Here is a 20,973-nt window from a genome sequence, read left to right as displayed (position 1 = left end):
CGACCGAGAACCGAATCAGGGGTGTCGTCGGGTCAGATCTCGAAGTCCACGGAAGCGCGAGATGCGACCACCGAACGCACGAAGCCGGCGACCTCGACATGCGCCGGGTGCACCTGGTACTCCTCGAGCGCCTCGAGCGTGGCGAAGTCGGCCACCAGGGTGACGTCCCAGTTCGCCTCCGGATACGCGATGTTCGCCCCGGCGGTGATCGACTGGATCTGAGTGATCTGCGCCTTCAGTCCGTTGAGGCGACGAGCGACCTCGTGCGCCTGCTCACGGCGGACATCGGCATCCTCTGCCGTCAGCTTCCAGCTCACGACGTGACGAATGGTCATCTCTTCTCCTCCCGCACGCCCGAACGGACGGCGTCTTCGAGTGCACCACGGAGCCGCTCGGGGGAGACACGCCAGTGCGCATGCAGTTCCCCGTCGATGAGGACGACAGGGATCTTCTCCCACCACAGCTCATAGAGCGCGGGGTCATCTGCGATCGAGGCCTCGACGATCTCGATCTGCTCGGCCGCGGCATCCGGCAATTCGGAGACGACCGCGTCGATCACCTCCGATGCGACATCGCAGAGATGGCAGTCGGGCTTGCCGATCAGCGTGAGCGTGGTCACGCCGATGGCACCTCGACAGCGCGCCCCTGGGCGATCCATTCGCCCGTGCCGCCCTCGACGTTGGTCGCGTCGTAGCCGCGTGCTTCGAGCGCCTCCACGACGCGGGCGGAGCGACCGCCGGCCTGGCAGATCACGTCGAACGCCTCGTCCGGAAGCTCGTCGAGGCGGTTGCCGATCGACGACATCGGGATGTTGACTGCGCCGGGCACGTGGCCTGCGGCGAACTCGTCGGTCTCGCGCACATCGATGAGCGGGACGCCGGAGCGCTCGGAGAGTTCAGTGACGGTGATCGACTTCATGACGTCCTCACGATGTTGCGGATGCTCAGAGGGCCCGGAGACACAAAGCGCCCGTCCGAAGACAGGCGCTCGTGTCTGGCCGCTTACTTCTTGTTGCGGCGCTGGTGGCGAGTCTTACGAAGCAGCTTGCGGTGCTTCTTCTTCGCCATGCGCTTGCGGCGCTTCTTGATGACAGAACCCACGGAAACCTCACTAAGTCAGTGGCTGGGCGTCCCATGATGACGGACACCCGGGTACGGGCACGGAAAAATGCCTCGGATCAGTCTAGCAAACCGCAGAGCGTCTGCTGTCCCGACCCCAGAACGGGGGAAACGACGCTCACCCGACGTCGGCGATCGGACGCTGCAGAGCGTCGGCGACAGCGGACTCGGGTACGCGATAGCTGCGTCCGAAGCGGATGGCAGGCAGTTCGCCGGCGTGGACGAGTCGATAGACGGTCATCTTCGACACGCGCATGATGTCGGCGACCTCTGCCACCGTCAGGAACCGGACGTCAGGTACTTCGGGCATCCCACGTACCCCTTTCTCGATGTGCACACTCTATGGGTTAGCTGGGACACGTGTAAACCCATGGGGCCCGTGTGATCAATGTGAACTCGCGACCGTCGTTCAGAGGCGAGACGCGTCCGGCCTCCGCCACACCACCGGGATGTCACGCATGACGAGCGCACTGTCGAGTCGCGCGGAGCCGGACGGCAGCGCGTCGAAGAACGACGACGACACCTCGTTGACCCGCCCCGCGCGCACCGCCCACCTGCCGGCGGTGAGCTCCAGCGCTTCCGGCCCTCGCTCCCCGCGCCCGGGTGACCACCCGATCGCGCCGGCGCGGTAGAACGCGGAGGCGTCCTCCTCGGTCGCGAACAGCGAGCTGTCCCAGTCGTCGGTGAGTTCGACGTCGGCCGCCACTGTGGCGTCGGGCGCGGTCATCCGGAGACGGAAGCGCGTCTCCGTCTCGTCGGCGTCGAACTGCGCCCGAGTCTGCACGCCGGGGAAGAAGCGCCCTCCCCCGATGACGGGGATCAGTCCCGAACTGTGACGCTCGGTGACGTAGACACCTCGGCGCACTTCACCGCCGTCATCCCACTCGACGGCGAAGCGATGCGCGACGTTCTCTGTCGCCACGCCCAGTCGCGGACGGAACCAGCCCGGCCGCACGTCGGCGAGCGCGATCATGCACACGCCTCCCACAGCGCTCCCGTCCACCAGTTGGGGGCGGAACTGCGCGGGCAGAATCTCTCTCGCGATCGCGGGATCGACCCGGTATGTCAGCAGCAGACGACGACGCATACGCCCGCGGATCTCAGCCAGGCCGATCATGACCGGACCTCGCTCACGGCCACCTGCTCGGCGCGACCCCGCACCGCGCGCAGGACGATCTGCTCGGGGCACACGGTGGAGAGGAAGTCGCCGACCGACAGGGCCAGTCGTTCACCGACGAGTGAGTAGAGGATCCGGTTGGCGTCGCGTCGCTCGGTGATCAGGCCTGCGCCGCGCAACACAGCCAGATGCCGCGAGATCGTCGGCCCGGATGCCGGAAAGGCCGACGCGATCTCACCCGCAGTCCGTTCGCCGGCCTTGAGATCCTGGAGGATCTGCCGACGCGTGGGGTGGGCCAGCGCGGTGAAGATGTCGCTCGTGCCGTCGTGCGCGTTCTCGCTCATGACGCCGAATGTAGCAGCTTGGCTAAATAGCCACAAGGCTAATTAGCGAAATGGCTAAGCTGCCGCTTCTGCTCCCGGCGCAGCGGAACAACTCAGGCGCCGAGGCGCTTGAGTGCGGTCGCGACCACATGCTTGGCGGATGCCGCGGCGCGTCCGACCGCCTCCGCAGCGTGGGTCGCGCCCTCAGGCAACGGCATGACCGGGTACTCGATGTCGGGAGCGTCATCACCGAACGCGTCGACGAGGAACGGCACCAGCCAATCGTCGACGATCTCGAGCGGTTCCACGGCGAGGCTGTAGAAACGGCGCTGGCCGTCTTCGCGCACGGTGACCAGCTCGGCGTCGCGCAACACCTTCAGATGCTTCGACACGGTGGGCTGACTGATGCCCAGATCGGCCACGATGTGGCTCACGCTCGTGCCGGCGTCTCCTTCGGCCGTGCGTCGCAGCAGGAGCTGGAGGATGTCGCGCCTCGTACCGTCTGCGATCACGTCGAAGATGTCCGTCATGAGTTCAGGGTAGTCGCCCCCGGCACGGAGTACCATGACGAAGGCTCGGCGATAGGCGCCGCGCGACCGGGGGAACCGGTCGGAGACGCACGGAAGGGGATGAGATGTCGGGCATGGTTTCGGCGTCCTCCCCCAGACACCGCATGCGCGATGCCGCCTCTCGTGCGAAGCACATCATCACCTCCTCCCCCTCGCGCTTCGCGATCGTCATCTTCGCGCTGCTCATCCTGGTGTTCACCGTGCTGCTGTCTCTGCCGATCTCCTCGGCGTCACGCACCGTCACACCGCTGAGTGATGCCCTCTTCACCGCGGTGTCGACGATCTGCGTCACCGGCCTCGCCACCGTCGACATGGCGAACCACTGGTCCCCCTTCGGTCACGTGCTGATCTTCATCGGCGTGAACATCGGCGGTCTCGGGGTGCTCACGCTCGCGTCACTCATGGGAATGGTGATCTCGAAGCGTCTCGGGCTGCGCGCGAAGCTCATGGCAGCCGGCGACACGAACCCCCTCCGCGCCCACGGCGGCGTGGTCAACGAGAGCCAGACCGTGCGGCTGGGAGAGGTCGGCCAGCTGCTGCGCACCGTCGCCATCTCGTCCCTCATCATCGAGGGCGCGCTCGCCGTGCTGCTGTATCCATCGCTGGTCATGGCGAAGGTCGACCCGATCGCCGCCCTGTGGGAGGCGCCGTACTTCGCCGCCATGGCGTTCACCAACACAGGATTCGCGCCCAATGACGGCGGCGTCGCCGTGTTCGCCGACGACTATCTCGTGCTGTCGCTGCTGATGGTGGGCGTGTTCCTCGGCAGCATCGGCTTCCCCGTGATCTACACGCTGGCCAAACACGTCTGGCACGTGAAGCGCTGGTCGCTGCACTCCAAGCTCACCCTCGTCACGACCGTGCTGCTGTTCGTGCTCGGCGCGGTCGTCTTCCTCGTGCTGGAGTACGCCAACCCCAAGACCTTCGGATCGATGGATGCCGGCGACACCACGTTCCAGGCGTTCTTCCTCTCGGCGATGACACGCTCCGGCGGCTTCAATGTGATCGACATGTCCGATCTGAACGGTTCATCGCTCGTCGCGGCGAGCATGCTGATGTTCGTCGGCGGCGGCTCGGCATCCACCGCCGGCGGCATCAAGGTCACCACTCTCGCCGTTCTCGCGATCGCCGTGTGGTCGGAGGCGAAGGGCCGCCAATCCGTCGAGGTGTTCGGCCGCCGCATCCCGAGCGATGTGCAACGCGTCGCCCTCAGCGTCGTGGCGTGGGGAGCGACGATCGTCGCCCTGTCGACGATCATCATCGCCCAGATCACGAAGGCCGACATCAGCCATGTGCTGTTCGACGTGATCTCCGCATTCGCGACGGTGGGCCTGTCGACGGGCTTGACCGCCGACCTTCCGGATGCCGGATCCTACGTTCTCGCGGCCACCATCTTCATGGGCCGCATTGGTACAGTGACACTCGCCGCGGCAGTCGCCGCGACCTCGCGATCGCAGTATTACTCGCTGCCCGTGGAAAGGCCGATCGTTGGTTGAAGTGCTCCGGGGCGACGCTCCCGTACTCGTCATCGGCCTCGGACGCTTCGGCGCCGCCTGCGCCGGCGAGCTCGACCGCCTCGATCGCGAAGTCCTCGCGATCGACGGCAACCTCGAGCTCGTGCAGAAGTGGTCCGACCGGGTCACGCACACCGTGCAGGCCGATGCGAAGAACATCGACGCACTCCGCCAGATCGGGGCGCAGGACTTCCAGGTCGCCGTCGTGGCCGTGGGATCCTCGATCGAGGCCTCAGTGCTCATCACCGCGAACCTCGTCGACCTGAAGGTGCCGCAGATCTGGGCCAAGGCGGTGTCGCAGTCGCACGGCAAGATCCTCGCCCGCGTCGGCGCGAACCACGTGATCTACCCGGAGCGCGAAGCCGGCGAGCGCGTCGCGCACCTGGTGAGCGGACGGATGCTCGACTTCATCCGCTTCGACGACGACTTCGTCCTCGCCAAGATGTACCCGCCGAAGTTCATCCGCGGCGTCGGACTGAACGAGTCCGGTGTGCGGACGAAGTACAAGGTGACCGTGGTCGGCGTGAAGAGCCCCGGCAAGCCGTTCCGTTACGCCGAGGCGAACACGATCGTCACCAACCACGACCTCATCATCGTGTCGGGGACCAACAGCGACATCGAGCGCTTCGCGGCCCTGGATCGCTGACGCCGCAGAGACACCGGATCAGGCGTCGATGTCCAGGACGATCTCCACGACATCATCGATGCCGATACCCTCGCGGTCCTGCAACACCTTCTTGATCGGCACGATGTAGCCGCCGTCCTTCGGCCACAACGCCGTCGTCACGCTCGTCTCGCCGATCGTGACGCTCGCGGGGATCATGCCCCAGCCGTACGTCACCACGGGCGCGACCTCGTGGATCATCTCGCTCTCGGCCGGCGGCACGGTCACGAAGTGGAAGGGCGCCGGTCCGCGCCAGAACCACACCTCACCGACGATGTGCAGCCGCACGCGTCACTTCCCCTCGGCGAGCTCTCTGTTCCTCGCGAGCGCCGCCGCCGATGCCTCGGCGAACGTGTCGGCGAGGTTCGCGTCCTGCAACACGGCGATCGCACGCTCGGTGGTGCCCTTGGGGCTCGTGACGCGTCGACGCATCTCGGTAGGCGTCTCACCGGACACCTCGAGCAGGGCCGTCGAGCCGATGAAGGTCTGCTCCGCCATGACGCGTGCATCCTCCTCGCTGAAGCCGAGCGAGACACCGACCTTCGTCCATTCCTCGATCAGCAGGAAGACGTAAGCGGGACCGGATCCCGAGATCGTGGAGAGTGCATCGATCTGCGATTCCGGAACCTCGATCACGACGCCGACGGTCTCGAACAACCGCCGCACGAGGGCGAGGTCCTCGGCGCTCGCTGCCGCACCCGCGGCGAGTCCGGTCACACCCTTGCGGATCGTGGAGGGGGTGTTGGGCATCGAGCGGATGACCCGGACATCGGGACCGAGATTGTCGGCGAAGGTCTGCAGCGTGACGCCCGCGGCGAGGCTGACCACGATCGCGTCTGCGGCCAGTCGCGGAGCGATCTCACGCAGCAGTTCCGGCACCATGGCCGGCTTCACCCCGACGAGGATGATCCGCGCACCGGCCGCGGCATCCGCGCTGCCGGAAGGCTGCGTTTCGAGCGCGATGCTGGTGACGCCATCGAGGTCGGCGAGCGACTCGGCCTTCGCAGCGGTGCGGTTGGTCGCGGTGATCCCACCCTCGACCGCGATGCCGGACGCCACGACACCGCGGAGGATCGCCCCTCCCATCGAACCGGCACCGAGGAACGCGAGAGCGGGGAGGGAATCAGCCATGTCGTCATCCTACGGCGGGCTCCCCCGCATCGGATCGAGAGCGGTTCTAGACTCGGATCATGAGTGCATCCGGAGGCAACAAGGCCATCGTCGCGGCGTTCCTGGCGAACCTCGGCATCGCGATCGCGAAGTTCATCGCCTGGGCGCTCTCCGGCTCGGCCTCGATGCTCGCCGAGGCGATCCACTCGGTGGCCGACTCCGGCAATCAGCTGCTCCTCATGCTGGGCGGACGCAAGGCGAAGCGTGAAGCCGACCGCTCACACCCGTTCGGCTACGGTCGTGAGCGCTACGTGTACGCCTTCGTCGTATCGATCATCCTGTTCTCGGTCGGTGGACTCTTCGCGATCTACGAGGGCATCGAGAAGCTGCGTGATCCGCACGAGCTCGATCCCACCTGGTGGTGGCTCCCGATCGTCGTGCTGGTGATCGCGATCGGCCTCGAATCGTTCTCGCTACGCACAGCCGTCAAGGAGAGCAACCGCGAGCGGGAGAAGGGGCAGTCGTGGGTGTCGTTCATCCGACGCTCCAAGGCCCCGGAGCTGCCCGTCGTGCTGCTGGAAGACGTCGGGGCCCTCACCGGTCTCACCTTCGCGCTCCTCGGCGTCAGCCTGACCGTGATCACGGGCAACTCCGTGTTCGACGCGCTCGGCACGCTCATGATCGGCGTGCTCCTCGTGCTGATCGCCATCGTGCTCGGCATCGAGACGAAGAGCCTGCTCGTGGGCGAGGGCGCGACATCGGCGGACCACGACCGGATCGTGGATGCGATCAACGCCGGCCCCGAGGTCGAGAAGCTGATCCACATGAAGACGCTGTATCTCGGTCCCGACGAGCTGCTGGTCGCAGCGAAGGTCGCTCTCACCTCCGACAAGACGGTCAGGGAAGCGGCCGACGACATCGACGAGATCGAGGCCCGCATCCGCGAGGCCGTGCCGGTCGCCCGCGTCGTCTACATCGAGCCGGACGTGTACCGCCCGGCGATCGACCCCGAGCCGTCGACCGACGTGTTCGTGCTCAAGTCGTCGGACTGATCAGCGGCGCGACGTGAAGAAGTCGCGCAACAGGGCGGTCGATGCCTCGGCGTCGACTCCCCCGATGACCTCGGCTCGGTAGGGCAGGCGTCGGTCTCGGAGCAGGTCGTACATCGACCCGGCAGCCCCGGCCTTGTCGTCCCAGGCGCCGAACACGACCCGACCGATTCGAGCCTGCAGGATCGCGCCGGCGCACATGATGCACGGCTCGAGGGTGACGACCAGTGTGTGGCCGTCGAGATTCCAGGACCCGACGGATGCCGCCGCTCGCCGCAGAGCCTCCACCTCGGCGTGACCGGTGGGGTCGTGGGTCTCCTCGCGGGTGTTGCGCCCCTCGGCGATGATGCGGCCCACGTGATCGACCACCACGGCGCCCACCGGGATCTCCGACGCCGCCGACGCTTCTGCAGCCAGCTCGAGCGCTCGGCGCATCGCGAAAGCATCGGCGTCGGTCATGCGTCGAGCCTACGACAGCACCCCGTCCACCGGGGTCACCGCTGGAACGATTCCGATGTCGTGCCGGACGGCATCGCGCATTAGCCTGTAACCATGCGTGTTCACGTCGCCGACCACCCCCTCATCACCCACAAGCTCTCGGTGCTGCGCGATGTGCGCACCCCGTCGCCGGTGTTCCGACAGCTGACCGAGGAGCTGGTGACACTTCTCGCCTACGAGGCGACCCGCAACGTGAAGGTCAGCCCGATCGAGATCACGACCCCCGTGACGACGACGATGGGCGTGAAGATCTCGGAGCCGCGCCCGATCGTCGTTCCGATCCTGCGTGCCGGTCTCGGCATGCTCGAAGGCCTCGTGAAGCTTCTCCCGACCGCCGAGGTCGGGTTCCTCGGGATGGTCCGCGACGAGGAGACCTTCCAGCCGACCACCTACGCCGAGCGTCTTCCCGACGACCTCAGCGACCGGCAGTGCTTCGCCATCGACCCGATGCTCGCCACCGGGGGATCGCTCGCAGTGGCGATCCAGTTCCTCTTCGACCGAGGAGCCAAAGACGTGACCGCGATCTGCCTGCTCGGAACGCCGGAGGGCGTCGCGGCGATCGAGGCTCTGGTCGGAGACCGCGATGTCACGCTCGTGCTCGGAGCGCTCGACGAGCGCCTCAACGAGAAGGGCTACATCGTTCCCGGCCTCGGCGATGCCGGCGACCGCCTCTACGGCACGGCCTGAGTCTTCTCTTCGGGCGTTCTCTCTTCGCGCGTTCTCTCTTCGCGCGTTCTCTCTTCGCGCGTTCTCTCTCTTCGCGCGTTCAGTCCACCACGCGTTCAGTCCACCGCGCCGACGAGCCGGGCGAACGCACTCAGTCGCGCCACGCCTTCGGGCGTGAAGGGCAGGTCATCGAGCAGCGCCGGCGAGTGGATGAGATAGGCGACGCACTGTGCGCGGGAGATCGCGACGTTGAGCCTGTTCTGCAGCAGTAGGAACTCCGGACCTCGCGGAGCATCCCGGCCGCTCGAGGCCGCGAGAGAGGTGATCGACACGACCGCCTCCTTGCCCTGGAAGTTGTCGACCGTGCCGACCGGCACTTCCGGGAAACCCGCCGCGGCGAGGGCGTCGAGCACCAACTGACGCTGCGCGTTGTAGGGGGTGACGACGATGATGTCGTCCTGGCCGAGCGGGCGCTGCGTTGCCGCGTCGTCGTTGTCTGTGAAGGTGCGCCCGATCAGGTCGCCGACGAGCCGAACGACCTCGTCGGCCTCTTCCGGCGATTGCGTGGCGTTACCCCGGTGACGCAGCGGCACGATGTGCAGACCGGAGTCGATGCCGTCGACGGATCGACGATCGGTACCCGGCGCCGAGGCGAGACGGCCCGCATACGCGAGGCGGGAGACGGCCGTGGCCACGAACGGATGCATCCGCCACGACCGCGCGAGGAAATAACCGTACGCGGGGTCGATGACGGCATCGCCATCCATCACCCAACCGAGTGCCGAGGTGTCGACGGGCTCGGGGTGCGCTCCTTGACTCACCTGGGGAAGCTGCTGCGGATCGCCGAGCAGCAACAGGCGCTTCGCTCCCGCGGCCACGGCGATCGTCGAGGCGAGTGAGAACTGACCGGCTTCGTCGATCACGAGCAGATCGAGTCCTCCGCGCTCCACGCGCGAGGTGTTGCTGAAGTCCCAGGCGGTGCCGCCGACGACGACACCTTCTCCACTGTGCTCGGCCAGGAAGGCCGCCATCCCGCTCTTCGGGATGGCCGTGTACGAGGGATCGACGGAGGGATCCTTCGGCGCCTTGCCCACCTGCCCCGGCGCGACGCCGTCGGCGACGACCCGCTCGAGAAGCGTCTCGATGATCGCGTGCGACTGCGCGACGACACCGACACGGAAGCCGTGCTCGTTCACCAGGCGTGCGATGACTTGCGAGCCGGTGTATGTCTTGCCTGTGCCGGGAGGCCCCTGCACCGCGAGGTAGCTCCGGTCGAGATCGATGACCCCACGCACGATCGCGGCGATCGTGTCGTCGCCGGCGGCCGGCAGTCCCGCACCCGACACGGTGCGCGGCGGGACGCGTCGGAGGATGTCGGTCGCCGCATCGCCCGGGAACCCCGGGGCAGCCGCGTGAACCTCATCAGCCCATTCGTCGATGGCTCCCTGCAGAGACACCACCCTCGGCGGAGCAGCCGGCGTCAGTGCCAGAGGGAGCTCATCCCAGGTCTGCCCCTGCACGGCCGTCTCCGTGATGAGATAACCGTCGTCGAGCACCTCGGTGACGGTGATCGTGTGCGGCACGTGAACGGCCCGCGACGGCACCTCGAGGTCGAACGGCGCAGGCACCGGGTAGAGCGCGAACGGCTGCGCTCCCGCGCCGAGGGTGGTTCCCGGAGAGACCTCGCCACGGATCTCGATGTCGCGGGACATGACACGTCGTCCTTCGGCGACGCTCCACTCCCGGCTGACCGCCGAGGAGGCACGGTCGATCTTCACCACGTCGCGCGTGCCGTCCCACATCGTCACCGGCTCGCGGAGACGTTGGAAGTGGGAGACCCAGAAGCTCTTCGCCTCGCGCGGGAAATAGTCGATGGCGGCAGCGGCGATACGGTGCACCTGACCGTCGCCTCCGGCGTCGACCGCCCGTTCGGCGTCGGCGAGCAGGGCGACCGATCGTGGCGACGGCTCGTACACGACGTCGTCCGTGGCATCAGGCGGCGCCGGCGAGACCCCCTCGCCTCGAGCGATCTCGATCAACCAATTGCGCAGCCTGCGTGTGGATACGCAGTCGTACCGGTTGTAGTCGGCGAGATCCGCCAGCACGGCGTCGGCCTCGGACTGCTCCCCCGCGCTCGCGAACTCGCGCGCCGCGACGTACTGGACGATCGAATCGTCACCCTTCTGCACGTCGCTCGTGCGCACATCGGCACCCATGTACAGCGGCTCGAGCTTCTTGATCGAATACGACCGCGAGCCCACGCGCACTGTCCGCAGCACCAGGGGGTAGAGGTCGACGAACACGCCCTCGCGCAGAAGCCGGTCGACATCGCCCTCGCGGACGCCATGACGAGCAGCCATCGCCACGAGGTGCGAGGTCTCGTAGGGCGCGTAGTGGTAGATGTGCATCCCGGGGTGTGCCGCCCGACGCGCGGCGACGAAGTCGAGGAAGGTCTCGAACGCGCGTCGCTCTTCCGCGAACGTGTGCGCCCAGAGCGCCGAGTACTGATCGTCGTTGTCGACCCAGCCGAACAGGTAGTCGATGCCCCACTGCGCGGCGGCCCCCGCCTCGGACTCCGTGTAGAGCGGGTCGCCTTCGAAGTCGAAGAAGATGTCTCCGCGGCTGGGGACCGGCAACGTGTGGATCGCGGCGGCATAGTGCACGTCGTAGGTGGGAGCGTCTTCGGCATCGGCTCGGAGTTGGACCCTGGCCTGCGCCCGGAGGTTCTCGAAGGTGTCGAGGTTCATCCCCTCCGGCGCAGCCGTCGCGACGGCGAGAGCGTCGATCGTGTCGATGCCGCCGGCGCGCAGACGAGCGCGTTGCACGGGACGCATGCGCGCCACCATGAGCAGATCCCGATGAGCGACGACCTGTTCCTCACAGGTGGCGCAGCGCCCGCACGCGACCACGTCGAGGTCGCCACGCCCGTCGCCCCAGGCGAGTGGCGTTCCCGCCGAGGCGTCGTCGACCCGTCGATCAGCGATGAGGGCACGCAGGCGCGCGCGTCGCACCTGGAAGAGTGGCAGCAGGTCGTCGACCGCGTGCGTGCTGAGCGTGTTGTCGCCCAGGATCAGGTCGACCTCGTCGGATCGCGGGATCCCGAGACGATCGAGCTGATCGACATATGCCGCGAGCTGCATGAGCGCGGTCACGCGCGCCTTTCGGGCGAGCTTGGAGTCCTGCACCCTCCACCGGCCGTCGGCGTCGCGCCGGAGGAAATCGGCGAACCCGACGAACTCCTCGGTGGCGAACGCCGCCTGGAAGACCACGAGCGCATCGGAGCGCAGCGCGTCTTCCGTCTCGGTCACCGCGGAGCCGAGCGCCGCCACATCGATCGACGACACCTTCGCGATCTGATGCACCCTGTCGCCGAGGTCGGCGACGTAGCGCGCCAGCACGTTCTGCTCATGTACGTCTCCCAGCAGTGCGGCACGGGCGAGGGTGGCATCGACCGGCTCCTCCACGGCGGGCACACGCCCCAGCTTGGCGTCGATCGCGCGACACCATGCGAACTCGCACTCGGCAGCGGCCTTGAGGTCGCTCGCGCTCCAGATGACGCGTTGGGCCAGGGTGTCGATCCGCACGATGCTCCATTTCCTCGGATGCTTCGACACTAGCCGCGGCATCCGACACCGGCGGCACCGCGCGCACACACGACGAGGGGGCCGCCTGCTGAGCGCGGTGCACTCGTCGGCCGTCACCTCATCCGGCGAGGAGCGGAGGGCTCAGCGCCACCAGGAGTCGTCGGGTGTCACGGGCAGATGCCTCTTGTGCCGGGTCGCGAGGTACTTCGCCTCGATCCGTCCGGCGACGTCGGGTGCGACCTCGCGCCCCTCGAGGAAGTCGTCGATCTGCTCGTAGGTGAGTCCGAGCTCGTCTTCGTCGGCGCGGCCGGGCAGCCCGTCGAGCAGGTCTGCCGTCGGCACCTTGAAGGCCAGCCGGTCCGGCGCGTCGAGCGATTGGAGCAGGGCGCGCCCCTGGCGCTTGCTCAGGCCGGAGAGCGGCAGGATGTCTGCGGCTCCGTCACCGAACTTGGTGTAGAAACCGGTCACGGCCTCGGCTGCATGGTCGGTGCCGATCACCAGGAGGCCGTCGTGACCGGCCAACGCGTACTGCGTGACCATTCGCACCCGCGCCTTGATGTTCCCCCGGTTGAAGTCGCTGATGTCGGAGGTCACCGCGAACTCGATGTCTTCCTCGACCCCGTCGACGCCGTTCTGGATGTTGACCTCGACCGAGGCATCGGCTCCGATGAACTCGAGGGCCGCGTCGGCATCCGCCGCATCGTGCTGCACGCGGTAGGGAAGGCGGACCGCGAGGAACCGCGCATCGCCTCCCTCGTCCCGCACGCGCTCGACGGCGAGCTGCGCCAATCGGCCGGCGAGCGTCGAATCCTGGCCGCCCGAGATGCCGAGCACGAAGCCCTTCGCACCGGTCGCGCGCAGGTAGTCGATGAGGAACTGGACCCGACGCTCCACCTCGACGCCGGGATCGATCTCGGCCGAGACACCGAGTGCTTCAGAGATCTGCTGCTGCAGGGACACGGTTTCCTCCACTCTTCCTGCCCCCAGTATCTCCCCTTCGTGTTACGTCAGGATGACATCGTGGCACGGATCGTCACGACGGGCCGAGTGCGACCTGGCAGGATGATGTGGTGAAACTTCTCGTCGCAGCCATGGCATCCGAACTCGCAGCATTCCCGGAAGAGCTCGAGGGATTTGACCAACTCGTCACCGGCGAGGGCAAGCTCCAGGCGACCTACGCCCTGACCCGTGCGCTCGACGCGAAGCCCTACACCGAGGTCGTCGTCGTCGGCACGGCCGGGGGTATCGATCCGGAGCTCGAGGCCACCGCGCACGAGGTCGGCAGCGCCCTGCAGCACGATGTCTTCGACTTGGACGGAATCGCCGGCCAGCATGTGTCGCTCCCGGCACGTGTCTCGACTGGACGAGAGGGTGTTCTGATCGCCACGGGCGACAGCTTCGTCGGCGACGCAGGGATCACCGCTGTCATCCGGCCCTCCGGCGCCGGCCTCGTCGACATGGAGACGTACGCCTACATCTGGGTCGCCAACAAGTTCGGCGTACCGATCCGTGCGTTCCGAGCGATCTCCGACCGAGCGGAAGAGGGCGCACTCGTCGACTTCCGTGCGGCCATCGCACGGTGCAGCGAGCAGCTGCGTGACGTGATCCGTCGCGAGTACGGCGTCTGACGGCTCTCTGCTCCGCCTGAAGACGCACTCACCGTGCCTCGATGATGCTGGGCCCCTCAGGGGTCGCGCGCACGGTCAGCTGCGCGGGGATCTGCTCCTGCATCGCCTCGACGTGGCTGATCACGCCGACGGTCCGTCCTCCCTGGCGAAGCTCGTCGAGCGTACGCATCGCGACGTCGAGGGTGTCACCGTCGAGCGATCCGAAACCTTCGTCGATGAAGAGTGTGTCGAGACGGATGCCGCCTGCCCGCGCCGTCACGACCTCGGCGAGGCCGAGCGCGAGCGCGAGTGAGCTGAGGAAGGTCTCCCCTCCCGACAGCGACTGCGCGGGGCGGGACTGCCCCGTGAACGCATCGAAGACCACGATCCCGAGCCCCGACGCCGCGCCCCTCGCCGCCAGGGCATCGGAGTGCCGCAGCTGATAGCGACCCGTCGACATGTCGCCGAGTCGTCGGTTCGCGGCCTCGACGATCTCCTCGAGCTCTGCCGCGAGCACGAACGTTTCGAGCGTCATCTTCCGGGTGTTGGCGCCGCGACCGGCGATCGTGTCGGCGAGCCCGCGCAGCACGTCGAACTCCGCCGTCTGAATCGACGTCTTGGCGTGCTCGGCGGCAGCGGACCCGATGAGCCCGTCGAGCCGTTCGACCACGCCGTCAGCGCGACCGGCCTCGTCGACCGCGGCGCTCCATGCGGCTCGGGCCGACGACGATGCGGCCTCGACCGGCGCCACGTCGATCGGCTCCTCGGGGAGCGTGCGCAGTTCGAGGTCGAACAGGATCGCGCGTTCCTTCTCGCGCTGCACGGCATGCGTGGTGATGCGCGCGTCGAGGGCGTCGGTCGCCTCGGTGGATCTCAACGCCAGCTTCACCGCCGCCGCATCGTCGAACGGAGACGAGGCGAGCGCGACCTCCTGCTCCGCTGCGGCTTCTTCCACCGCCGCCACTCGGCGATCGCGCTCCGCGAGCGAGTCCGCCAGCGTCCGCGCTGCGGCGACCTGGGCGTTGGCCTCGGCGAGGCGATCGGAGACGGTCGGCGAGTCGCCGCGCGCTTCGGTGATGAGCGCCTGGGCTTCGGTGGCGCGCTGTGCCAGCAGAACCTGTTGTTCGCGTGCCGTGGCAAGCGCGGCGATGTCGGCAGCCCGCTCCTGCTCCATGGCCTCGACCCGCGTCGTGAGCTCCTGGAGCTTCGCATCGAGGGCGATGGCTGTCTCCACGGCGGCGAGACTGTCGGCGTGTTCGGCTGCGGCCGCGGCCGACTCGGCGTCTGCCTGCGGGAGACTGCGGCCCTCGGCGCGGGCAGTGGCGACCGCGAGCTCCGCGAGAAGTCCTGCCGTCCGCTTCGACGCGTCTCGCTCACGCGTTGTCGCGTCGTCCCTCTCCGCCTCGGCGGCGGCCACATCCTCCGCTGTCACCGGATCGGCGTGCGCCGCGGGTGACGGGTGCTCGGGCGAGCCGCACACCGGACAGGGGTCACCCGAGGCGAGCACCGAGGCGAGCTCGCCCGCGAAGCCGTCGAGGCGTCTCTTGCGCAGCTGCGCGAGTCTCGTCTGCGCGACCGCATGCGCGTCGGTGGTGTGCGTGAGTTCCTGTTCTGCTGACGCCCGCTCGGTGTCGAGGCGTGCGACGTCGCGCACCGCTTCCGCGCGACCGAGGACCCGCTCCAGAGCGACGCTCAGGTCGGCCGCGCGATCAGCGCGCCGCCGGGTCTCATCGCGCTCTACGGTCAGTTCGATCATCTGCGCCGGAAGGGCCGTTCGAGCGGTTTCCCTCTCGTCGAGTCGTTCGGCGATAGCCTCGGCCGACGCCTGTGCGGCCTGCAGCTCCTCGGCGAGCGCCGCGCTCTGCGCTTCGAGTTCGAGCGCCCGCTGCCAGGCACCCGTCGCCCTGGTGCGCTCGACCGCCCAGGATTCGAGGTCGTCGGCGACGATTCCCCACGCGTCCCACGTCGCCTGCGCACGCTGTGCGAGCGTGACCGCGCTGTCGTGTGCGACCCGAGCGCGTTCCGTGGCGCTCAGCACCCCGCGGAGGCCGTCGGCGGCGCGGGCGTCGGAGAGCTCCGTGCGCGCCAGCGCGATGACCGCCCCCTCGGCCTCGAGCCGCGCAAGGGCGCCTCGGGCTCGATCACGCTCCGTCTGGTCGCGCTGCTCAGCGCGCGCCGCAGCCAGAGCGGTATCGGCCTCCGACGATCGACGTTCGGCATCGTCGCGCTCGGACGAACGCCGCTCCGCGCGATACTGCGCCCGCGCCAGCGCGCGTGTCAGATCGTCGAGACGATCGTCGGTTGCCAGGTTCGCTCGTGATGTGGAGTCCCGTAGCTCGGAGTGCTCGGACGGCTCTCCCCACAGGTCGGCCCCATCGACCAGCCGCTCCGCTTCCTCCACACGCGCTGCAACGGTCGCCACCCGCGCGCCGAGTGCCTGCTCCGCCGTTCGACGTCGTTCATCGAAGCGCGCCTGCACGTCTTCGAACCGCTGTGTGCCGAAGAGCCGACGCAGCAGCGACTGGCGATCCTTGCTGCCGGCGAGCAGGAACTGGGAGAAGCGGTTCTGCGCGAGCAGGATCACCTGAAGGAACTGCTCCCTGCTCAGCTGAAGGATCTCATCGAGTTCATTGCCGACATCGACGGCGCGTGCCGCCCGCCCGATCCACCCCGCTTCGGTCCATTCGTCGAGCGCGACACCGGACGCCTGCTTCGTGAGACCTCCGCCGCGCTTCGCCGGTCGCAGATACTCAGGCGAGCGAGTCACTCGGAAGCGCCCCGCCGGAGTGCTGAACTCGACCACCACCTCGGATGGATCGTCCGGTTCGCAGTGATCGCTGCGCAGACGCTTCTCGCCCCCGTCGTATCGCGGCACCCCGCCGTACAGACCGAAGCAGACCGCATCGAGGATGCTCGACTTCCCGGCGCCTGTGCGCCCCGCGATCAGGAAGATGCCGTCATCGGCGAAAGCATCGAAGTCGACACTCTGTCGGGAGCGGAACGGACCGAATCCCTCGACCTCGAGACGATGGAGTCGCATCAGACGAGCGCGTCCGCGCGCACGCGGTCGTCGAGCACATCCCGTACGAGCGCACTCTCCGCCTCGCTCGCGCCCTGTCCCTCCCGCACATGCTCCAGGAAGGCCTCGACACGGTCGGCGTCGGTGACCGCCGCACGCAGCCGCTGCACGTAGGAACGCTCGTCGGTGACCGCGGCGACATCGGGCTGATGCTGCACCATCGCGCAGTACGGGAAGCTGTCTCTCAGCCGGCGCATCGGCTCAGCCTGCGGCAACACATCGGTGTACACCGCGCATACCCAGTCCTCTGCATGGGCGGCGACGTTCTCGTCGGAGAGGATCTCGGCGAGAGTGCCGGTGAGCGTCACGAGCCGGCGCGGCACGGGCAACTCGAGCCACGACACCGACGCGAGTCCGGACGAGTCGAGCTCGACCAGCCAGGAGCCGCGCTGCTTGTGCTGCTCGCCGAAGCTGTAGTGCAGCGGTGCCCCGGCGTAACGGACGCGCTCGCTGAGCTGCTGGCGGCCGTGGATGTGCCCCAGTGCGACATAGTCCGGTCCGTCGAACACGCTGAGCGGCACGACGTCGAGACCGCCCTGGCGCACTTCCCGCTCGAGCCCGACGGTCGCGTCGACCCCTGCGGCGAAGCAGTGCGCGATCGCCACGGAACGCCCCTCGTGTGTGCGCATGCCGGCACTCACGAGCTGCATCGCGTGCGCCATCGTCTGCGCCTGCGTGCGGAGAGGCCGGCCCTCGGCGTCGCCCTCGGGCCAGTGCTGCCGGACGATCGCCGGCTCGAGGTACGGGATGCCGAAGAAGTGCACGGGACCGTCGGCATCATCGACGGTGACCGGGGTGCCGATGCCGAGCGGATCGGTGAGCACGTCGATGCCGTCGCGCAGCAGTCGCGCCTGGAATCCCAGTCGCGCGGCGGAGTCGTGGTTGCCACTCGTGACGATGACCCGCGCACCCGTCTCGTGCAGAGCGACGAGGGCGTCGCCGAGCAGCGTGTAGGCCGCGGCCGAGGGCGTGGCGGAGTCGAACACGTCGCCCGCGACGACCACCACATCGACCGAGTTCTCGCGAACCTGCACCGTGAGCGCTCCGAGCACCTCGGCCAGCGCGTCCATGGTCGAGGTGCCATGGAAGGTGCGGCCGATGTGCCAGTCGGAGGTGTGCAGGATGCGCATACTCACACGGTACGAACCCCCACCGACATTCGGTCCGAGGCGTGCCGTGGCATCCGCTCCTGGAAGGAGAATCACAGGGATCCCGCCAGGATGCGGACACCACGGCACCCCGTCAGTGCGCCGCGAGCACCGCGTCACCCTGGGCGGGGAGGAGAGCCTCCTTGGACCCGCGCACCATGCACGCCGCGATCACCGACGCCGCGACCATGAGGATCGATGCCGCGATGAACGTCCAGCCGTAGGCGTCCGTCAGCCCCTCCGGGGACACCTCGGCCTGCGCATGCCCGCCCACCGACGCCGCATACACGGCCGTGAAGACGGAGAGTCCGATCGACCCGCCGATCTGCATCGCCGAGTTGGCGACGGCTGAGGCGACACCCGCGTCGTGCGGTGCGACGCCGGAGAGTGCGAGGTTCTGCAACGGGATGAAGACGAAGCCCATGCCGATGCCGAGCAGCACAAGGGCCGGCGCGATCTGCACGAGGTAGGCGCCGTCCGGTGTGATGCCGGAGAGGGTGAACAGCCCGGCCGCAGCGATCAGCGGCCCGACGATGAGCATCGGGCGCGGCCCGATGACCGGGAGCAGCTTGGTCGCGATGGGGGCGAGCACCATCGTCGCGATCGGGAGCGGCAGACTCGCGAGCCCCGCCTGCAGCGCGCCCATGCCGAGCACGAACTGCAGATGGAAGGTCAGATAGGCCGTGGCGCCGATCATGATCGCGCCGGCGACGCCCTGGATCAGGAACGCTCCGCCGCGCACGCGATCGGCGACGACTCGGAGCGGCAGCAGCGGCTGGGACACCCGAGACTCCACCCAGACGAAGACGCCGAGCAGCGCGACGCCGCCGGCCAGGAAGGCGATCGTCAGGGGATCGCCCCACCCGTTCTCGGCGAGCGTGAAGCCGTAGACCAGCAGGCCGAGGCCGAGGGTGACGGTGACGGCGCCCCCGATGTCGTAGCGGTTGTCCCCTGCGGCCTTGCTCTCCGTGAGCACGATCGCGCCGCCCACGACACCGACGATCACGAAGAAGATGTTCACGAGCAGACACCAGCGCCAGTCGGTGAACTCGGTGAGCACCCCGCCGAGCAGCATCCCGATCGCGGCACCTGTCCCGGCGACGGTTCCGAAGACGGCGAAGGCGGTGTTGCGCTCACGCCCCGAGGGGAACGTGACGGTGAGGAGGGCGAGAGCCGCCGGTGCGAGCAGCGCGGCGAAGACCCCCTGCAGCCCCCGCGCGAGGATGAGCTCCCATCCCTGCTGCGACAGGCCTCCATACAGTGAGGCGGCGCCGAAGCCGATCATGCCGATCATGAAGATGCGCTTGCGGCCGACGTAGTCGGCGATCCTCCCGCCGAGCAGCAGCAGCGCTCCGAATGCGAGCGCATAGGCCGTGACGACCCACTGGCGCTGCCCGTCGGTCAGCCCGAGATCCGCTTGAGCACGTGGCAGGGCGATGTTGACGATGGTGCCGTCGAGCACGACGACCAGTTGAGTCAGGGAGATGACGATGAGCGCCCACCATCGGGTCTGGGGGCGGGCGCGCAGGGATGACGACATGGAAAAACCTCCGGTGTCTGGTGACGGATGCCGGAGGTTTCGAGCCTCGGACCAGCGCGCCGTGAGCGCCTGACCACCTCAGCCGACGGGGCTGAGCAGACCTCCAGTCTAGCTCCGGACGCTGACATTCATAAGCGGAAGGTCCCCTGACCCACCCTCGTCACGATGATCGACACGCGGTGATGCAAGATGCGCGATGCGCGATCACATGTGCGGCGTGCGGGGCTGCGCGATGCGTTCCGGGCTGCCCTCCGCCCAACATGTGCCGGATTGCCCCTCCGGCAGGGGGTGTGCCCGCCTCTTCGTGACTACCGACTTCCGCTGTCACTCCTCCAGGTCGTTGCTCCAGTTCGCCTGCTGGATCCGATTGTCGAGCTCACGCAGCTCCTGCGCGACGCGATCCGCGCGTGCACGCAGCTCCGCCACGGGGAGTGCCGAGATCTGGCGCAGCTCGGAACGCATCTGGCGCAGGAACTGGTCGTTCGCACCGGATGCCGCAGCCGCCGCATCCACCAGCAGCGAGTGCTGCAGGCGGAGGACATCGCGGGCGGCGAGCGCATCGGTCATGGTGCCGTCCGCGCCGAGATCGAGACGCGAGTTCGTGGCGTTGATGCGGCGGATCAGCTGTCGTAACTGCGCGAGCGCGGCATCCGCCTCGACGATCAGCGCTGCCGCATCCTCGGCGGGTTCCTCGCCCTCTTGATAGCGGGCGTTCGCGGTGATCCGCGCGCGGAGCTGTTCGATGCGGCGCTGCAGATCGGCGCGCGCCGTGAGGGCCTCGGCGAGTTTCATGCCCTCATCCTGTCAGTTGGACTCGGCGTAACACAGCGTCATGGGACGCGAGGGCGTGGAAAGGTCAGCGGGAACGCAGCAGATGCGCATGCTCGGGGTGCGCGGAGAACCAGTCGGCGACGTACCAGCACACCGCGTCGACCTTGCGGTCGCCGCGGGCGAGGATGTCGGCGACGGCGCCCTCGACGACCGTGCCCGCGTAGCCGTGGCCGCGGAAAGTCGGGACGGTGAACGCCCGGGTCAGGGCGATCGTGCTGCCGTCGTCGCGGTAGTCGAGCACGCTGACCAGGTGCCCGTCGCGCAGGAGCGTGTAGCGCGAGGCATCCTTCTCATCGGTGAGGATGAAGCCCGCGGCAAGACTGGAGATCGTCATCTTCTCCACGTTACGCCCGCCGCGCGAGAGTGTGGTCGTTTTGACACGGACCGACACGATCCGTCATAATCCCCCCATGACCACCAACGCAAGCCCTTTGTCCGCCCAGGAGGCGAACAGGACTACCGGGATGATGATGCCCGGTCGCGTTGGCATGTGTTGCCGAATGTGTCGCTGAACGAACAGCCACCCCGCCTGACCTGAACTTCTCGCGATCTGCGA

23 protein-coding genes are annotated in these 20,973 nt (G+C 68.0%); 5 read left to right on the top strand and 18 right to left on the bottom strand.

What is annotated here, in order from left to right:
- Positions 1–32: 32 nt before the first annotated feature.
- The 8 genes from P0Y60_05395 to P0Y60_05360 all read right to left on the bottom strand — a co-directional run bounded on the left by P0Y60_05395 (position 33) and on the right by P0Y60_05360 (position 3,088).
- Positions 33–335 carry a Dabb family protein gene (locus P0Y60_05395; GenBank protein WEK62189.1) on the bottom strand — a complete coding sequence of 101 codons (303 nt, stop codon included), beginning with the start codon at positions 333–335 and terminating at the stop codon, positions 33–35.
- Complete coding sequence (locus tag P0Y60_05390; GenBank protein ID WEK62188.1) at positions 332–619, bottom strand: glutaredoxin family protein; 288 nt, start codon at positions 617–619, stop codon at positions 332–334. The genes P0Y60_05395 and P0Y60_05390 overlap by 4 nt, the downstream gene beginning before the upstream one ends.
- The gene (locus P0Y60_05385; protein WEK62187.1) at positions 616–918 is read right to left on the bottom strand and encodes a rhodanese-like domain-containing protein; all 303 of its coding nucleotides are present in this window, start codon (positions 916–918) and stop codon (positions 616–618) included. Before P0Y60_05385 ends, P0Y60_05390 begins: the two co-directional genes overlap by 4 nt.
- Positions 919–1,001: 83 nt before the next feature.
- The gene (locus P0Y60_05380) at positions 1,002–1,100 is read right to left on the bottom strand and encodes an AURKAIP1/COX24 domain-containing protein (GenBank protein WEK62186.1); all 99 of its coding nucleotides are present in this window, start codon (positions 1,098–1,100) and stop codon (positions 1,002–1,004) included.
- Between the two features lie 136 nt (positions 1,101–1,236).
- Entirely contained in the window at positions 1,237–1,428 is a 192-nt protein-coding gene (locus tag P0Y60_05375; protein ID WEK62185.1) for a helix-turn-helix domain-containing protein, read from the bottom strand.
- 99 nt (positions 1,429–1,527) lie between these two features.
- Complete coding sequence (locus tag P0Y60_05370; protein ID WEK62184.1) at positions 1,528–2,235, bottom strand: DUF2071 domain-containing protein; 708 nt, start codon at positions 2,233–2,235, stop codon at positions 1,528–1,530.
- Positions 2,232–2,579, bottom strand: coding sequence for a metalloregulator ArsR/SmtB family transcription factor (locus P0Y60_05365; GenBank protein ID WEK62183.1), 348 nt, complete (start codon positions 2,577–2,579; stop codon positions 2,232–2,234). The genes P0Y60_05370 and P0Y60_05365 overlap by 4 nt, the downstream gene beginning before the upstream one ends.
- 92 nt (positions 2,580–2,671) lie before the next feature.
- Positions 2,672–3,088: a metalloregulator ArsR/SmtB family transcription factor gene (locus tag P0Y60_05360; GenBank protein ID WEK62182.1), complete on the bottom strand. Its 417-nt coding sequence runs from the start codon at positions 3,086–3,088 to the stop codon at positions 2,672–2,674.
- Between the two features lie 143 nt (positions 3,089–3,231).
- Between P0Y60_05360 and P0Y60_05355 the strand changes: the two genes are divergently transcribed.
- Together P0Y60_05355 and P0Y60_05350 are read left to right on the top strand one after the other, a co-directional pair.
- Positions 3,232–4,623 carry a potassium transporter TrkG gene (locus P0Y60_05355; protein ID WEK62181.1) on the top strand — a complete coding sequence of 464 codons (1,392 nt, stop codon included), beginning with the start codon at positions 3,232–3,234 and terminating at the stop codon, positions 4,621–4,623.
- Complete coding sequence (locus tag P0Y60_05350; protein ID WEK62180.1) at positions 4,616–5,287, top strand: TrkA family potassium uptake protein; 672 nt, start codon at positions 4,616–4,618, stop codon at positions 5,285–5,287. The genes P0Y60_05355 and P0Y60_05350 overlap by 8 nt, the downstream gene beginning before the upstream one ends.
- Positions 5,288–5,305: 18 nt before the next feature.
- On the opposite strand, the gene P0Y60_05345 is transcribed toward P0Y60_05350, so the two are convergent.
- Together P0Y60_05345 and proC are read right to left on the bottom strand one after the other, a co-directional pair.
- Positions 5,306–5,593 (bottom strand): DUF1905 domain-containing protein, encoded by a 288-nt coding sequence (locus P0Y60_05345; protein WEK62179.1) that lies wholly within the window; start codon positions 5,591–5,593, stop codon positions 5,306–5,308.
- A gap of 3 nt (positions 5,594–5,596) precedes the next feature.
- Entirely contained in the window at positions 5,597–6,436 is an 840-nt protein-coding gene (proC, locus tag P0Y60_05340) for a pyrroline-5-carboxylate reductase (protein ID WEK62178.1), read from the bottom strand.
- Between the two features lie 59 nt (positions 6,437–6,495).
- On the opposite strand from proC, the gene P0Y60_05335 reads away from it, so the two are divergent.
- Positions 6,496–7,467 (top strand): cation diffusion facilitator family transporter, encoded by a 972-nt coding sequence (locus P0Y60_05335; GenBank protein ID WEK62177.1) that lies wholly within the window; start codon positions 6,496–6,498, stop codon positions 7,465–7,467.
- On the opposite strand, the gene tadA is transcribed toward P0Y60_05335, so the two are convergent.
- Positions 7,468–7,923 (bottom strand): tRNA adenosine(34) deaminase TadA, encoded by a 456-nt coding sequence (gene tadA / locus P0Y60_05330; protein ID WEK62176.1) that lies wholly within the window; start codon positions 7,921–7,923, stop codon positions 7,468–7,470. It abuts the gene before it with no gap.
- Between the two features lie 93 nt (positions 7,924–8,016).
- On the opposite strand from tadA, the gene upp reads away from it, so the two are divergent.
- On the top strand, positions 8,017–8,649 hold the full coding sequence (gene upp / locus P0Y60_05325) for a uracil phosphoribosyltransferase (GenBank protein ID WEK62175.1): 633 nt from the start codon (positions 8,017–8,019) through the stop codon (positions 8,647–8,649).
- Positions 8,650–8,744: 95 nt separating this feature from the next.
- On the opposite strand, the gene P0Y60_05320 is transcribed toward upp, so the two are convergent.
- Positions 8,745–12,212 carry a TM0106 family RecB-like putative nuclease gene (locus P0Y60_05320; protein ID WEK62174.1) on the bottom strand — a complete coding sequence of 1,156 codons (3,468 nt, stop codon included), beginning with the start codon at positions 12,210–12,212 and terminating at the stop codon, positions 8,745–8,747.
- 141 nt (positions 12,213–12,353) lie between these two features.
- On the bottom strand, positions 12,354–13,172 hold the full coding sequence (nadE, locus tag P0Y60_05315; protein ID WEK62173.1) for an ammonia-dependent NAD(+) synthetase: 819 nt from the start codon (positions 13,170–13,172) through the stop codon (positions 12,354–12,356).
- A gap of 110 nt (positions 13,173–13,282) precedes the next feature.
- On the opposite strand from nadE, the gene P0Y60_05310 reads away from it, so the two are divergent.
- Positions 13,283–13,840, top strand: coding sequence for a nucleoside phosphorylase (locus P0Y60_05310; protein WEK62172.1), 558 nt, complete (start codon positions 13,283–13,285; stop codon positions 13,838–13,840).
- A gap of 28 nt (positions 13,841–13,868) precedes the next feature.
- On the opposite strand, the gene P0Y60_05305 is transcribed toward P0Y60_05310, so the two are convergent.
- The 5 genes from P0Y60_05305 to P0Y60_05285 form a co-directional block, all read right to left on the bottom strand.
- On the bottom strand, positions 13,869–16,859 hold the full coding sequence (locus P0Y60_05305; protein WEK62171.1) for an SMC family ATPase: 2,991 nt from the start codon (positions 16,857–16,859) through the stop codon (positions 13,869–13,871).
- A complete protein-coding gene (locus P0Y60_05300; GenBank protein ID WEK62170.1) occupies positions 16,859–18,028 on the bottom strand; it encodes an exonuclease SbcCD subunit D C-terminal domain-containing protein in 1,170 nt (389 codons plus the stop codon). Before P0Y60_05300 ends, P0Y60_05305 begins: the two co-directional genes overlap by 1 nt.
- 112 nt (positions 18,029–18,140) lie before the next feature.
- Complete coding sequence (locus P0Y60_05295) at positions 18,141–19,586, bottom strand: MFS transporter (GenBank protein ID WEK62169.1); 1,446 nt, start codon at positions 19,584–19,586, stop codon at positions 18,141–18,143.
- Positions 19,587–19,910: 324 nt separating this feature from the next.
- A complete protein-coding gene (locus P0Y60_05290) occupies positions 19,911–20,378 on the bottom strand; it encodes a DIP1984 family protein (protein WEK62168.1) in 468 nt (155 codons plus the stop codon).
- 64 nt (positions 20,379–20,442) lie between these two features.
- On the bottom strand, positions 20,443–20,751 hold the full coding sequence (locus tag P0Y60_05285) for a GNAT family N-acetyltransferase (GenBank protein ID WEK62167.1): 309 nt from the start codon (positions 20,749–20,751) through the stop codon (positions 20,443–20,445).
- Between the last annotated feature and the right edge of the window lie 222 nt (positions 20,752–20,973).

The organism is Candidatus Microbacterium colombiense (assembly GCA_029203165.1).
GTDB classification, from domain to species: Bacteria; Actinomycetota; Actinomycetes; order Actinomycetales; family Microbacteriaceae; genus Microbacterium; species Microbacterium colombiense.
Note: the sequence above shows the minus strand (reverse complement) of the source record. Positions and strands in the feature narration are given on the sequence as shown.

Bases quoted from the DNA above. Each gene is read 5' to 3' on its own strand.
- P0Y60_05395 (WEK62189.1), bottom strand. From the start codon at position 335: ATGACCATTCGTCACGTCGTGAGCTGGAAGCTGACGGCAGAGGATGCC.
- P0Y60_05385 (WEK62187.1), bottom strand. From the start codon at position 918: ATGAAGTCGATCACCGTCACTGAACTCTCCGAGCGCTCCGGCGTCCCG.
- P0Y60_05375 (WEK62185.1), bottom strand. From the start codon at position 1,428: ATGCCCGAAGTACCTGACGTCCGGTTCCTGACGGTGGCAGAGGTCGCC.
- P0Y60_05370 (WEK62184.1), bottom strand. From the start codon at position 2,235: ATGATCGGCCTGGCTGAGATCCGCGGGCGTATGCGTCGTCGTCTGCTG.
- P0Y60_05365 (WEK62183.1), bottom strand. From the start codon at position 2,579: ATGAGCGAGAACGCGCACGACGGCACGAGCGACATCTTCACCGCGCTG.
- P0Y60_05360 (WEK62182.1), bottom strand. From the start codon at position 3,088: ATGACGGACATCTTCGACGTGATCGCAGACGGTACGAGGCGCGACATC.
- P0Y60_05355 (WEK62181.1), top strand. From the start codon at position 3,232: ATGCGCGATGCCGCCTCTCGTGCGAAGCACATCATCACCTCCTCCCCC.
- proC (WEK62178.1), bottom strand. From the start codon at position 6,436: ATGGCTGATTCCCTCCCCGCTCTCGCGTTCCTCGGTGCCGGTTCGATG.
- P0Y60_05335 (WEK62177.1), top strand. From the start codon at position 6,496: ATGAGTGCATCCGGAGGCAACAAGGCCATCGTCGCGGCGTTCCTGGCG.
- tadA (WEK62176.1), bottom strand. From the start codon at position 7,923: ATGACCGACGCCGATGCTTTCGCGATGCGCCGAGCGCTCGAGCTGGCT.
- upp (WEK62175.1), top strand. From the start codon at position 8,017: ATGCGTGTTCACGTCGCCGACCACCCCCTCATCACCCACAAGCTCTCG.
- P0Y60_05305 (WEK62171.1), bottom strand. From the start codon at position 16,859: ATGCGACTCCATCGTCTCGAGGTCGAGGGATTCGGTCCGTTCCGCTCC.
- P0Y60_05300 (WEK62170.1), bottom strand. From the start codon at position 18,028: ATGCGCATCCTGCACACCTCCGACTGGCACATCGGCCGCACCTTCCAT.
- P0Y60_05295 (WEK62169.1), bottom strand. From the start codon at position 19,586: ATGTCGTCATCCCTGCGCGCCCGCCCCCAGACCCGATGGTGGGCGCTC.
- P0Y60_05290 (WEK62168.1), bottom strand. From the start codon at position 20,378: ATGAAACTCGCCGAGGCCCTCACGGCGCGCGCCGATCTGCAGCGCCGC.
- P0Y60_05285 (WEK62167.1), bottom strand. From the start codon at position 20,751: ATGACGATCTCCAGTCTTGCCGCGGGCTTCATCCTCACCGATGAGAAG.